Origin of the sequence: Bradyrhizobium sp. (assembly GCF_035484855.1) — a bacterium.
In the GTDB taxonomy this organism is placed as follows: domain Bacteria; phylum Pseudomonadota; class Alphaproteobacteria; order Rhizobiales; family Xanthobacteraceae; genus Bradyrhizobium.
On the sequence record NZ_DATHOP010000287.1, the window covers coordinates 1 to 12,152 of the forward strand.

The window sequence follows — 12,152 nt, forward strand, 5'->3', positions numbered from 1 at the left end:
GCCCTTTTGCCGTTCGCGATGATGGTGCTGATCTTGTTGTTCCGGCCGCGTGGTCTGATGGGGACACGCGACACATGAAGTTCCCGAAACTCTGGATTTTCGCCATTCTGCTGGCCCTCGTCCTGCCCTGGCTTTTTTACGATTGGGCTCATCACCGTCATTCCGGCTTTATGATTTCGATGCTCAGTCAGATGGGGATGATGGTTATCCTGTCGCTGTCCTACAACATGCTGCTTTGTCAATCGGGGCTCTTTTCCCTGTGCCACGCGACATTTTTCGGTATGGGCGGGTATGCCACCGCGCATTTGCTGACCGCGATCGGCGATGACGGACTGCCGCTTCCGATGGAGCTTGTGCCGCTCGCGGCCGGGATCGCGGGTCTCGAACTGGCTGTCATATTCGGCTACATGGCGACAAAACAGCGCGCCACGGCGTTCGCGATGATTACGCTTGGCATCGGTGAATTGATGACCACGGCGGCCTTGATGTTTCATCACTTTTTCGGCGGCGAGGGCGGTGTCACCACCAATCGCATGATCGGCCGCAGCCTGTTCGGGCTGACCTATGCGTCCGGCATCCAGGTTTATTATTTGATTCTGGCCTGGACCCTGATCGCCGCCGCCGCGATGCTGTTTCTGACCCACACGCCCCTTGGCCGGATGGCGAACGCGACACGGGACAACTTCGAGCGTGCGCAATTCATGGGTTATGATCCACGCCGCGTACGTTTTCTTCAGTTCGTGCTGTCCGGACTGTTCGCCGGGATCGGCGGCGGGCTTTATGCCATCACCTATGAGATCGTGACCTTCGACGCGCTGGCCGCGCCGTTGTCGGCGAATGCGCTGTTGATGGCCTATATCGGCGGCGCCGGCGCGTTCGGCGGCCCGATCCTGGGCGCGGTGCTGATCACGCTCTTGCAAAGCGGCGTCAGCCTGATGTCGAATTCCTGGCTGGTCTATGTCGGCGTGCTGTTCATTGCCATGGTGATCTTCGCGCCGCAGGGAATCATGGGACTGGTGATGGCCCACGGGCCGATCGTACGCGCCGGACAATTCGGCCGGCTGGCGGTACCCTATCTCAGGGTCATTGTGCCCGGCATTTTCATGGTGCTCGGTTTTGTCGGCTTGGTCGAACTGACCTCGTTCCTGACCATCGGCGCGGCGCAGGGCAAGACATTGATCCTGTTCGGCCGCAGGATCGACGTTCACGCTTCACTGCCATGGCTGCTGGCGAGCGCCTGCCTTCTGGGCGGTGGATTATGGCTGCGGCCGGAAGCCCGCGCGTTCCGGCGGGTCTGGGAAGGACTTATGATCGAACTCAAGCCGCAGAGGAGCGCGGCATGACCGGCAACGCGCTCAGCCTGCACAACGTCACCAAGGCGTTCGGACAGACCGAGATCATTCGCGGCGTCGACCTCGAAATCGCCAAAGGCGAGCGTCACGCCATCATCGGGCCGAACGGCGCCGGCAAGACCACGCTGTTCAATCTGATCAGCGGCCGCTTCAAAGTGTCCTCCGGCGAGATCCTGCTCAATGACGCCCGCGTCGACCAGTTGCCGCCGCACCAAATCAATCGCATGGGCCTGTCGCGGAGCTTTCAGATCACCTCGATTTTCCACCGCCTGTCGGTATTCGAGAATCTGCGCTGCGCGCTGTTGTGGAGCATGGGCTATCGCTACTCGTTCTGGACGCCGCTCTGGCTGCAGCGCCAACTGACCGAGCGCACCAATCTGATGCTGGAAGATCTCAATCTCGCACCGCGCCGCGACACCGCGGCGGGACTATTGTCCTATGCCGACCAGCGCGCGCTGGAGATCGGCATGACGATTGCGGGCGGCGCCTCCGTCATCCTGCTCGACGAGCCGACCGCGGGAATGAGCCATTCCGAAACCAATAACGCCGTGGAACTGATCCGCCGCGTTTCCGCGGGCAAGACCCTTGTCATGGTCGAGCATGACATGAAGGTGGTGTTCGACCTGGCCGACGTGATCACCGTGCTGGTGTACGGCAAGGTGATCGCGTCGGGCCCGCCGCAGGCCGTCAGCGCCAACGCGGCTGTGCAGGAAGCCTATCTCGGGGCAATGGCGGCCGCATGATCCTCGAAGTCAGCAATCTCCACGCCTATTACGGGCAAAGCCACATTCTGCACGGCGTCGACCTCAATGTCGGCGATGGCGAGATCGTCAGCCTGTTGGGGCGCAACGGCGTCGGCAGGTCGACGGCCTGCAAGGCCATCATGGGTCTGGTGACCGCCGACGGCGCGATCAGGTTTCGCGGCGAGGATATCGCCGGCCTGCCGCCGCATCTGATAGCGCATTGCGGCATCGGTTATGTGCCGGAGGACCGGCAGATCTTTCCGACGCTGACGGTGCGGCAGAACCTGGAGCTGGGGCTGAAGCGTTCGGGCAAGTTCGGCCGCTGGGATTTTGCCGATATTTTTCGCCTGTTCCCGAACCTCGGCGCGCGGCAGGATACCTTGGCCGGCGTGCTGTCGGGCGGCGAGCAGCAGATGCTTACGATGTGCCGCACCTTGATGGGCGATCCGGATCTGATCCTGATCGACGAGCCGACGGAAGGATTGGCGCCGAAACTGGTCGAGCAGGTCGGCGAATTGCTGACGGAGATCGCCCGGCGCGGCGTCTCGATTCTGCTGGTGGAACAGAAGCTGGCGATCGCGCTCAGGATTTCGGCCCGGCTCTATGTGATGGGCCATGGCAGGATCGTCTTCGAGGGAACGCCCGATGATTTCGGCGCGAATTCGGCCGTGCGCAGGGAATGGCTGGAGGTCTGATTGGGAGCCAATCGGCAAAGTAACGCTTTCGTGGCGAACAGGGTGTGGCCGTTTCCCTCGGCGCGTTGTAATCATCGCTGCCGGGCCGGCTCGGCCAACAATTTTTCCAATTTTTGTCATCAAAGGTGAGGGAGTGATTCTATGACGCATGCCATCCGTTTTCACAAAACCGGCGGCCCCGAAGTCCTGGTCTGGGAGGAAGTGAATGTCGGCAAGCCCGGCCCGGGCGAAGCGAAAATACGCCACACCGCGGTCGGCCTGAACTTCGTCGACATCTATAACCGCTCCGGCCTTTATCCCGGGCAGCTGCCGAGCGGCCTCGGCGGCGAGGCGGCCGGCGTGGTGCTGGAAGTAGGCTCCGGGGTTACCGACCTGAAGGCCGGCGACCGCGTCGCCTATGGCGCAGCCCCGATCGGCGCCTATGCCGAGGAGCGGCTGATCCCGGCCGATCGTCTCTTGAAACTGCCCGACGGCATCGACGACAAGACCGCGGCCGCCATGATGCTGAAGGGCCTGACCACGCAATACCTGATCCGCCAGACCTATCGGGTCAAATCCGGCGATACCATCCTGCTGCATGCCGCGGCGGGCGGCGTCGGCCTGATCCTCGGCCAATGGGCGAAGCATCTCGGCGCCACCGTGATCGGCACCGTCGGCAATGACGAAAAGGCGAAGCTCGCACAGGCCCATGGCTGCGCCCACACCATCGTCTATACCCGCGAGGATTTTGTGAAGCGCGTCGACGAGATCACCGGCGGCAAGAAGGTGCCGGTGGTGTACGACTCCGTCGGCAAGGACACCTTCCTGAAATCGCTCGACTGCCTGGCGCCGCTCGGCGTCGCTGCGCTGTTCGGGCAATCCTCCGGGGCCGTCGATCCGCTCAACCTCGGCCTGCTGGCAGCGAAGGGATCGCTCTACGTCACGCGCCCGACGCTCAACACCTATGCGGCCAAGCGCGACAATCTGGTCGCGATGGCGAAGGAGCTGTTCGACGTAGTAAAATCCGGTGCGGTCAAGATCGAGGTGAACCAGACCTATCCGCTGAAGGATGCGGCGAAGGCGCATGCCGATCTCGCCGCGCGCAAGACCACGGGATCGACGGTGCTGACGGTGTAAGACCCGGCGATGGCGCGCGTTCTCGTCCCGTTGCCGGCGCGCGACTTCGATCCGAGCGAAGCCGCGGTGAGCTGGCGGGTACTGACGAACGCGCGTCACGCCGTCCATTTTGCCACCCCCGATGGACGGTCTGCTGCCGCCGACGACATGATGCTGACGGGGCAGGGCCTCGATCCCTGGGGCGCGATTCCGTTATTGCGCAGGCTGCCGCTGGTCGGATTGCTGATGCGGGCCAATCGCGCCGCGCGGCGGGCCTATGCCGAAATGATCGCCGATCCCAATTATCTTGCGCCGCAGCGCTGGGACGCGATCGACGCTTCCGCCTACGATGCGCTCTTGCTGCCCGGCGGACATCGCGCACGGGGCATGCGCGAATACCTGGAAAGCGAAACCTTGCAAAATCTCGTCGTCCGGTTCTTCGAGGAAGAAAAGCCGGTGGCGGCGATCTGTCACGGCGTGCTGCTGGCGGCGCGCAGCATCTCGAAACGGACCGGGCGTTCGGCGCTTTCCGGATACCGGACCACCGCTCTGACCTGGGCGTTCGAAAAGAGCGCGTGGTCGGTCGCACGCATCACGCGGTTCTGGGACCCGGACTACTACCGGACCTACCTTGGAACAAGGCGGGCAGCCGCAGGGTTATATGTCGGTGCAGCAGGAAGTGACGCGCACACTGGCGCGCCCGGAGGATTTTTGCGACGTGCCGAGGGAGGATCCGCTCTATCGCCGCAAGACCTCAGGCCTAGCGCGCGACACCATGGATGATGAGACCCCGGCCTTCGTGGTCCACGACCGCAACTACGTTTCGGCGCGATGGCCGGGCGACGCCCATACCTTCGCCAAGACGTTCGCCGCCATGCTGAAATAGCCGCTGCCGGAACGCTTCACTCGATCTCGATTTGAAATTCCACGTCGTTTCGCGAACACTGTTCCGGTCGGCGGATCGAGCATCCGGAGTCCCAACGAAGCAAATTTGAATCGAACGTTCCGGAGCATTGCCCATGATGTCTTCCTCGCACGCGTCGATTTCCTCTTCCGTCATTCTGGCCGCCCTTGCGATGGTGGGCGCGGTTGCCTTTGCCGCGGGGCGGGAAAGCCTTTCGCCGTCCCCGGTCTCACCGTTCGCAATCTGCTCGGCGGCGACCGAAGCGGCATTCCCGGCGGAAACGCCCTACTTGCGGGAAAACGACGCGGCCATGGCCAGGATGATGGCCGGCATGGTCATCAAGCCGACCGGCGACGTCGACCGCGATTTCGTGGCGCTGATGACGCCGCATCACCAGGGCGCGATCGAGATGGCGGAGGCGGTGTTGCGCAGCGGCCGCAACGAACAGATCAGGCGGCTCGCGCAGGAAATCATCGTCACGCAGCAGCAGGAGATCGTGGCCATGCGGCTCGCGGTCGGCGAGGCGCCACCGGTCGCGTCACCGACGCAAATCTCCGTTTCGTCGTCCCCCGTCCTCACTCGCACCCAAAAAGCAGGAGAGCTCCCATGAAGCGCAGCCTGTTGATATCAGGATTTCTCGCCGGTGCCTGCCTGACTGGTCAGACCGCAGCCTGGGCCGGCCAGGCGCCCGGCGCGGCGTCCGATCCGGATATTCCCCTCAGCCACCACGACCGGGTCTATTCCGCGGAGCAATTCTCCAACACGGTCTCGGTGATCGATCCCGTCGACAACAAGCTGCTCGGCGTCATCCGCCTTGGCGAGCCGCAGCCGACCAATTTCAGCCCGCTCTACAAGGGACAGGTTCTGGTCCACGGCATGGGCTTCTCGCCGGACCACAAGACCCTCGCGGTGGTGTCGATCGGCAGCAACTCCGTCGCCTTCATCGACACCGCGACCAACGCGGTCAGGCACACTACCTATGTCGGCCGCTCGCCGCATGAGGCGTTCTTCACGCCCGACGGCAAGGAGGTCTGGGTCACCGTCCGCGGCGAGAACTATATCGCCGTGCTCGACGGCAAGACGTTCGAGGAGACGTCCCGCATCACGGTGCCGGGCGGACCGGGCATGCAGATTTTCTCACCGGACGGCAAATACGGCTATGTCTGCTCGTCGTTCAATCCGGAGACGGTCGTCATCACCGTTGCCGATCATGCCATCGTCGGCCACGTCAAGCAGGATAGCCCCTTCTGTCCGAACATCGCCGCCTCTCCCGACGGCAAACAAGTCTGGTTTACGCTGAAGGACATCGGCAAAACCCAGGTGTTCGACGCGCAGCCGCCGTTCTCGGTGCTGAAGACGATCGACACCGGGCCGATCACCAACCATGTCAACTTTGTCCGCAAGGCCAACACGATTTTTGCCTATGTGACGATCGGCGGATTGAACGAGGTCAAGGTGTTTCGCACCGACGACTTCTCGCAAGTCGCGACCATTCCGGTCGGCAAGTTGCCGCACGGCATCTGGCCGTCCGGCGACGGCAGCCGCATCTATGTCGGGCTCGAGAATGCCGACGGCATGGCGGCGATCGACACCGCGACCAACAAGCTCATCGCGACCAGCCCGGTCGGGCAGGCGCCGCAGGCCATCGCCTATGTTCCGAACGCGGTGCCGGACGGCGACGGCACGCAGGGGCTGCAGCCGCTCGACCTGGCGGGCAAGGCCACCCATCTCGTGCTGGTCCCGCTCGCCGGCGGCAAGACGAAAGAGACTGCGGAAGATGCCCCGACCAGCGTGGCGTTGTTCGACCAGGGATTGACGCAGGTGTTCCAGGCCTCCGCCACCGGCCTGCAGCCCAAAATGCCCCACGTGCTGGCGCTTTCGAGCGAACCGGACGGCAAGGGCGAGCTGGAAGTGATCGCTGCCTTCATGACCAACCCGGCCGGTTCAGCCATCGTCAACACGGCCGGACCGATCAGGCAGATCGTGCAGGGCGAACAACAGATCCCGCGCCGCTATCTCGTGATCGCGGAAGGCCATCCCGACAAGCCCGGTCCGGTCGTGCAGGTGCAGATGAAGTAGCGAATGCCCGACGCGGTGTGCGGCGGCTTGTCAACCGCCAGCGCACTTCACCGGCGCGCCCGCGGTCATCGATCGCAGCGCGGCCTCGAATGCCGACAATGTGACGAGCACGTCGGCCTCCGGCACCGGAAACGGGTGCCGCATCTCGACTGAGTCTGCGAACGCATCGAGCTCGGCGCGCAGCACGTCGACCGCGGGGTAGTTCACCAGTCGCGGCTCGCTGCCGCTCTTGCGCAGCACCAGGGTGCGATCATCGAGCACCTCGGCCGAACCCCTGGTTCCGAACACATGGACCCGCCAGTAGAACGGCGTCGCCCGCACGGTTGCCAGCGTGCCGGTGACGCCATTTTCGAAATCCAGCGTCATCATCGCCGTATCCAGCGGCGGAGGTCCGGCTTCGTGCTGATGGAGTTGCGCATAGACCTGGCGGACCGGTCCCAGCATGCTGACAAAGGCGTCGAGCACGTGCAGTCCGGCGCCGGTCAATCCGCCGCCCGGCGATTCCTTCGGCGACAATCGCCATCCCTTGGTAACCGCTTGCGAGTTCTCGTTGCTGTTGTGGCCTTCGACGTGAAGGATGGTTCCGAGTTCGCCGCCCGCGACGATGTCGCGCAGCGCGCGCATCGATGGCCAGAAGCGGCGGTTGTGCCCGACGGCCAGCACCACGCCCGCCTCGCGGCAGGCATCGAACATCCGCACGGCATCGGCGCGGTGCAGCGCCAGCGGCTTCTCGCAGAATACATGCTTTCGCGCGGCGGCGCAGGCGATCACCTGCGCGGGATGCAGCGAATGCGGCGTTGCCAGCAGCATCGCGTCGATGGCGCTATCGGCGAGCACCGTCTCGAGACGGTCCGTCAGCTCGAGCCGATGCTGCCCGCAGAAGGATTGCGCCGCCTCGATATCGGGCTCGACGGCGCGGACGATTTTCAGCCGCTCGTGGCCGAGCGAGGCCTCGACGAGATTGCGGCCCCAGCGGCCGAGGCCGGCGATCGCGACGTGGATCATCTGATGACTCCGGATGCCGCCGGATCGCCTCGATGACGGCCGCGATGTCTCTTCCCTTGCGAATTTATACGGACAAATCGGACCGGCGCAAGATATTGCCGCTACTCGGAGCGGGCTTGTTCGATTGAGGCGACAATGATTTGACCGTATAAACCACCTATCGATCGTACAGGGGGAGTGAAGCGGTGGACACCAAGGAATTGTACGCGCGCGGCCTTCGCCGGCGCAAAAAGATGTTCGGCGAGGCCGACGTCGAGAAGCGGATGGCGGCAGCAGGCGAGTTCGGCGCGCCGCTGCAGAACATCATCAACGCCTATGTCTATGGCGATATCTGGGAGAGGTCCGGTCTGCCGGACGATATCCGCAGTCTGGTCATGCTCGGGATTACGGCTGCCAGCAACAAGCCCGCCGAATTTCGCGTCCATGCCAAGGGAGCATTGGCGAACGGCTGCACGAAGGCACAGGTACAGGACGTCCTGCTCCTGGTTGCGATGTATTGCGGCGTGCCCGCGGCAATCGAGACCAACCGCATCGCCGCGGAAATATTCAGCGAAGCGTCCGACCCGGCTTCCGGCGCGGCGGGCAAACCTTAGAGCGTTTTCGAGCGAAGTGGTCACCGGTTCGCGTGAAGAAAACGCGTCAAAACAAGAATCCAGAGCCCCGTTTCGATTCCATCGAAACGGAAAAGGCTCTAGCGATCAATGCGTGATCCGCCAGATCGTGCCGTTGCCGTCTTCCGATATCAGTAGCGCACCGTCATGGGCGACGGCGACCCCGACGGGCCGGCCCCATACCTCGGTGTCGTTGATCACGAAGCCGGTTACAAAATCCTGATATTCGCCGGTCGGCACGCCGTCCTTGAGGCGAATGCGGATCACCTTGTAGCCGGTGCGCAACGACCTGTTCCACGAGCCGTGCTCGGCTGCAAAACCGTCGCCGGCATATTCGGCGGGAAACGCATTGCCGTTGTAGAAAGTCAGTCCGAGCGAGGCCGAGTGCGCCTGGAGCAGGACATCCGGAACGGTGACCTTTCCTTTCAGATCGGGACGCTGGCCGGTGTAGTGCGGATCCTCATTGCCGCCGATATAGTACCAGGGCCAGCCGTAGAACGCGCCCTCACGTATCCGGGTAACGTAGTCCGGCACCAGATTGTCGCCCAGACCGTCGCGTTCATTGGTCGAGCAATAGAAGTCGCCGGTCTTGGGGTGAACGGCAAGCCCCACGCAATTGCGGATGCCGGTGGCGAAGACGCCCGGATTCTTGCCGTCGGGATCGAACACCAGCACATCAGCGCGATCGCTCTCGCTCCCCCAGCTTGCGCCGAGCGGGTGTTGGCCCGCCCATGACGGCAATCCATCAGGCGGCTTTCCCATACCCTCCGCGTCGTTGCTCTCGGACCCAACCGAAACCAGCATCCGCTTGTTGTCCTGGGTGAAGGCGATGTCCCTGGTCGAATGGCCGTAGCTGTGCGGCAATTTCGCAACGACGATTTCGGGTTTGTCCGTCGGCTTCAGGTCGCCGTTGCGGTAGGGGAAGCGGACGACGCGATCGGTGTCGGCGACGTAAACCCACTGCGGATTTTCGCCGTTCGGGAAAAACGCGATGCCGAACGGCTGGTGGAGGCCGCCGGCGTAAATCTGGTCTACCGAAGGTTTTGCGCCTCCATCGGCTGCCCGCAGCACCCGAATTCTTCCCGGCCCGGTTTCCGCGATGAAGATGTCCCCGTTCGGCGCCACCCGCATCTGCCGCGGTCCACTCAGCCCCTCGGCGAACAATTCTATCTTGAATCCGGCGGGGACTTGCAGGGTTGCGGAGGGCGGCCGGCGGACGACCCGAGAGGCATTGGCGGCCGATGGCGTTGCCCCCGGCTTCGGCAAATCCTCGGGCCTGATCAGCCTGATGACACCAGGCTTGTCGGCGCGCCAGTCGCCAAACGCCGCGGCGCCGACGAGCGGTGCCGGTTGAGCGAATGCGGGAGTGACGAAAGCTGCGCCAAGCAGCAGGACCAAACCAATTTCGATGTGATTATATGCGGATTCCATCATCCTCGCCCGTCAGTCGCCAGCGCTGTCACAACACAACGATATCGCTCGCGATGCAAATCACTCCGCCGCGACGTTTGGCGGTGGTTCGGGCTTCTACCTGGTCATGTGATGTCGGCCGGACAGGTCCTTCACCCTGACCGAGCCGGAGCGCTGCCGTGCTAGTCCTAGCGTTCCCGGCTTAGCGCGCGAGCCACATGAAATGCCGGATCAAGCCTGCGACGTTCACGCCATGATAGTGGTGACGGCGGCCGTGGGTTTGCGCGACCGTCGGCGGTTCGGTAAGAAGCGCCGTATGGCGCCGTCCGATCGCCTCAAATTGCGCCTTCTGTTCGTCGCTGAGCTTTCCGTAGAAGTCGTCGAGCGCCGTGCGCACGCTCTTGACGGCCTGCAACATGACGTCGAGCCGCTCGCCGACCGCCGCAAGCCGTGCCGGCGGCGTGATGGCCTCAGTCGCCTGGCATGAACTCTTCAGCATGTCTTCGGCCTTTGCGGTGGCGTCCTGCAATGCCGCAAGGCTGGTGCGCTGCGTTTCGGTCGGATGCAGCCTGCTATCGATCTGGGCCGAAGGCCATCCCAGCACGCCGGATTGCGCGGCTCCGCAGTTAGCGGTGAGGGAGCCGCTCTTTTTGTTCGCGGCGTCTGCCCGGTGCTGATCCTCGCCCAGCGCGTTCAGCCGTGCTTTCTGTTCATCGCTGAGCAGGTCGTAGAATTTCTGCAGCGGCGGCTGAACCGTTTTAACCGCCGCTATCATCGCCTCGATCCGCTGCTGCATGGCCGCGAGCCGGGCAGGGGCCGTCAGCGCGATCTGGGTCGGACAAGCGGCGCGGATGTCCTGAGCCGCCTTGACCGAGGCGTTGGCAAGATCGTCCAGCGCTGCGCGCTGGGCATCGTTGGGTGTGATCGCCTGCTGGATCTGATCGATCGGCAGGCCTGCGATGTCGCGGCTGTCCTCGCCGCACATTTGCGCCAGCTGGTCGGACGTCGCGGCTTGGGCGCTGGTGCCGGAGGGCTGTTGGATACTGGCCTGAGGACCCCCGGCGCCTTGCGGCAAGTAGCCGGCGAGGTCGTCGTAGCCATAGGGCGAGAAGAGGCCGGCATAGATGTCGCCGTAGCCATAGTCCCAGAACGGGTCGTCGTAGCCGTAGCCCCACATCGCGTAGTCATAGATGTCGTAATAGGCGAACGGCCAAAACAGCGGACCGACCCAGCCGTAGCCGCCATTGCGGTGTCGCCACCATCCGCCGCGGCCGCGGCCATCGTGCCATCCCGCCATCGCTGCGCTTGCCGTGATTTGGGCGCGCGTGTTGGGATTGCGCAGCGCGGCCCTGTTGTGCAGTGCGCCCGCGACCGCGCCGGCACCCAGGGCGTGCCGCACCGCGTTCGACCTTACGCTGGCGTTTCGATTGGAACGGAGGGTTGGATTCCCGCTGACCCTGCTGGCCCGATTGGCACGCGACGCCGGACCATGAACGGCAAGCCGGTTCGCAGTGCTGCGTGGCGCAGATGAACGTTGATGGAAGCTGGGCCGCGCCGCAGACCGGGATACCCCCACTCTGCCGCTGAAGCGAGGCCCGCCGCCGATCCGGGCGCCGCCGCCGAAATGGGCGCCGCCCATACGCGCGCCACCGCCGAAATGGGCACCGCCACCACCGAAATGCGCGCCGCCGCCGCCACGTCCTCCGCCGCCACCACCGCCTCTTCCGGGCGCCGCAAAGGCCGCGCCGGCCAGGACGGCCGTCAACACGACAACGCTACAGATTTTCCACTTGGACATGGCACCCTCGAACGCCCATCCCGGCGAGCCGCTTGTAGGCGCGGTTTCGTCCCGTATCCCATAACCTTCATTCGGTCTGAAAGTTCCCCCCGAGGGAGCCGGAGGGTTCCGATTTCACAACGAACTCTTCCCTTCTCAGAATCGTAATGACACCGTCTTGAAAACAGGTTTTAAATCATTCCGGGCAGGGCGTTGGAGGCGCGACATGCAAAACCTCGTTCGCTACCGCGCGATGGAGTCGCTGTGCCGTCAGGGCGCGGTATTTCGTCCCCTTGAAAGCTGGCGACTGCTGGCTCAGGCGGAGATGTGGCATCACAAGGCGCAGGACGAGATGGCCCTGCATTCCGAGGATCGCGATCATGTCTCGGCCTTCGGCGCGACCGCTCGAACGGACGCTCCCGGCACTGCCCACGCCGCTATCGCCGACCGACCAAGCCAGGCCCGCAGGATGTGACGCGAA

The 12,152-nt window shown here is 63.8% G+C and carries 12 protein-coding genes; 9 read left to right on the top strand and 3 right to left on the bottom strand.

The window, feature by feature from the left end; genetic code table 11:
- The first annotated feature begins 179 nt into the window (after positions 1-179).
- The 7 genes from VK804_RS31960 to VK804_RS31990 all read left to right on the top strand — a co-directional run bounded on the left by VK804_RS31960 (position 180) and on the right by VK804_RS31990 (position 6,868).
- The gene (locus tag VK804_RS31960; protein WP_325752287.1) at positions 180-1,343 is read left to right on the top strand and encodes a branched-chain amino acid ABC transporter permease; all 1,164 of its coding nucleotides are present in this window, start codon (positions 180-182) and stop codon (positions 1,341-1,343) included.
- Positions 1,340-2,095: an ABC transporter ATP-binding protein gene (locus tag VK804_RS31965; RefSeq protein WP_325752288.1), complete on the top strand. Its 756-nt coding sequence runs from the start codon at positions 1,340-1,342 to the stop codon at positions 2,093-2,095. Before VK804_RS31960 ends, VK804_RS31965 begins: the two co-directional genes overlap by 4 nt.
- The gene (locus VK804_RS31970) at positions 2,095-2,790 is read left to right on the top strand and encodes an ABC transporter ATP-binding protein (RefSeq protein ID WP_325752394.1); all 696 of its coding nucleotides are present in this window, start codon (positions 2,095-2,097) and stop codon (positions 2,788-2,790) included. Before VK804_RS31965 ends, VK804_RS31970 begins: the two co-directional genes overlap by 1 nt.
- 141 nt (positions 2,791-2,931) lie before the next feature.
- A complete protein-coding gene (locus tag VK804_RS31975) occupies positions 2,932-3,906 on the top strand; it encodes a quinone oxidoreductase (RefSeq protein WP_325752289.1) in 975 nt (324 codons plus the stop codon).
- A 9-nt stretch (positions 3,907-3,915) separates the two neighbouring features.
- Positions 3,916-4,668: a type 1 glutamine amidotransferase domain-containing protein gene (locus VK804_RS31980; protein ID WP_325752290.1), complete on the top strand. Its 753-nt coding sequence runs from the start codon at positions 3,916-3,918 to the stop codon at positions 4,666-4,668.
- Positions 4,669-4,904: 236 nt separating this feature from the next.
- Positions 4,905-5,399 carry a DUF305 domain-containing protein gene (locus VK804_RS31985; RefSeq protein WP_325752291.1) on the top strand — a complete coding sequence of 165 codons (495 nt, stop codon included), beginning with the start codon at positions 4,905-4,907 and terminating at the stop codon, positions 5,397-5,399.
- The gene (locus tag VK804_RS31990; RefSeq protein ID WP_325752292.1) at positions 5,396-6,868 is read left to right on the top strand and encodes a YncE family protein; all 1,473 of its coding nucleotides are present in this window, start codon (positions 5,396-5,398) and stop codon (positions 6,866-6,868) included. Before VK804_RS31985 ends, VK804_RS31990 begins: the two co-directional genes overlap by 4 nt.
- A gap of 30 nt (positions 6,869-6,898) precedes the next feature.
- On the opposite strand, the gene VK804_RS31995 is transcribed toward VK804_RS31990, so the two are convergent.
- A complete protein-coding gene (locus tag VK804_RS31995) occupies positions 6,899-7,873 on the bottom strand; it encodes a Gfo/Idh/MocA family oxidoreductase (protein WP_325752293.1) in 975 nt (324 codons plus the stop codon).
- A gap of 185 nt (positions 7,874-8,058) precedes the next feature.
- Between VK804_RS31995 and VK804_RS32000 the strand changes: the two genes are divergently transcribed.
- A complete protein-coding gene (locus VK804_RS32000; protein ID WP_325752294.1) occupies positions 8,059-8,466 on the top strand; it encodes a carboxymuconolactone decarboxylase family protein in 408 nt (135 codons plus the stop codon).
- 105 nt (positions 8,467-8,571) lie between these two features.
- On the opposite strand, the gene VK804_RS32005 is transcribed toward VK804_RS32000, so the two are convergent.
- Both VK804_RS32005 and VK804_RS32010 read right to left on the bottom strand, forming a co-directional pair.
- Positions 8,572-9,915, bottom strand: a complete 1,344-nt coding sequence (locus VK804_RS32005) for a sorbosone dehydrogenase family protein (RefSeq protein ID WP_325752295.1) — start codon at positions 9,913-9,915, stop codon at positions 8,572-8,574.
- A 181-nt stretch (positions 9,916-10,096) separates the two neighbouring features.
- Positions 10,097-11,662, bottom strand: coding sequence for a Spy/CpxP family protein refolding chaperone (locus tag VK804_RS32010; protein ID WP_325752395.1), 1,566 nt, complete (start codon positions 11,660-11,662; stop codon positions 10,097-10,099).
- Positions 11,663-11,897: 235 nt separating this feature from the next.
- Between VK804_RS32010 and VK804_RS32015 the strand changes: the two genes are divergently transcribed.
- Entirely contained in the window at positions 11,898-12,146 is a 249-nt protein-coding gene (locus tag VK804_RS32015) for a hypothetical protein (protein ID WP_325752296.1), read from the top strand.
- Positions 12,147-12,152: the final 6 nt, after the last annotated feature.

What these genes read in the sequence shown, in the direction of transcription:
- VK804_RS32005 (WP_325752295.1), bottom strand. Translation starts at nt 9,915, where the DNA reads ATGGAATCCGCATATAATCACATCGAAATTGGTTTGGTCCTGCTGCTT.
- VK804_RS31990 (WP_325752292.1), top strand. Translation starts at nt 5,396, where the DNA reads ATGAAGCGCAGCCTGTTGATATCAGGATTTCTCGCCGGTGCCTGCCTG.
- VK804_RS31960 (WP_325752287.1), top strand. Translation starts at nt 180, where the DNA reads ATGCTCAGTCAGATGGGGATGATGGTTATCCTGTCGCTGTCCTACAAC.
- VK804_RS31975 (WP_325752289.1), top strand. Translation starts at nt 2,932, where the DNA reads ATGACGCATGCCATCCGTTTTCACAAAACCGGCGGCCCCGAAGTCCTG.
- VK804_RS32015 (WP_325752296.1), top strand. Translation starts at nt 11,898, where the DNA reads ATGCAAAACCTCGTTCGCTACCGCGCGATGGAGTCGCTGTGCCGTCAG.
- VK804_RS31980 (WP_325752290.1), top strand. Translation starts at nt 3,916, where the DNA reads ATGGCGCGCGTTCTCGTCCCGTTGCCGGCGCGCGACTTCGATCCGAGC.
- VK804_RS31995 (WP_325752293.1), bottom strand. Translation starts at nt 7,873, where the DNA reads ATGATCCACGTCGCGATCGCCGGCCTCGGCCGCTGGGGCCGCAATCTC.
- VK804_RS31965 (WP_325752288.1), top strand. Translation starts at nt 1,340, where the DNA reads ATGACCGGCAACGCGCTCAGCCTGCACAACGTCACCAAGGCGTTCGGA.
- VK804_RS31985 (WP_325752291.1), top strand. Translation starts at nt 4,905, where the DNA reads ATGATGTCTTCCTCGCACGCGTCGATTTCCTCTTCCGTCATTCTGGCC.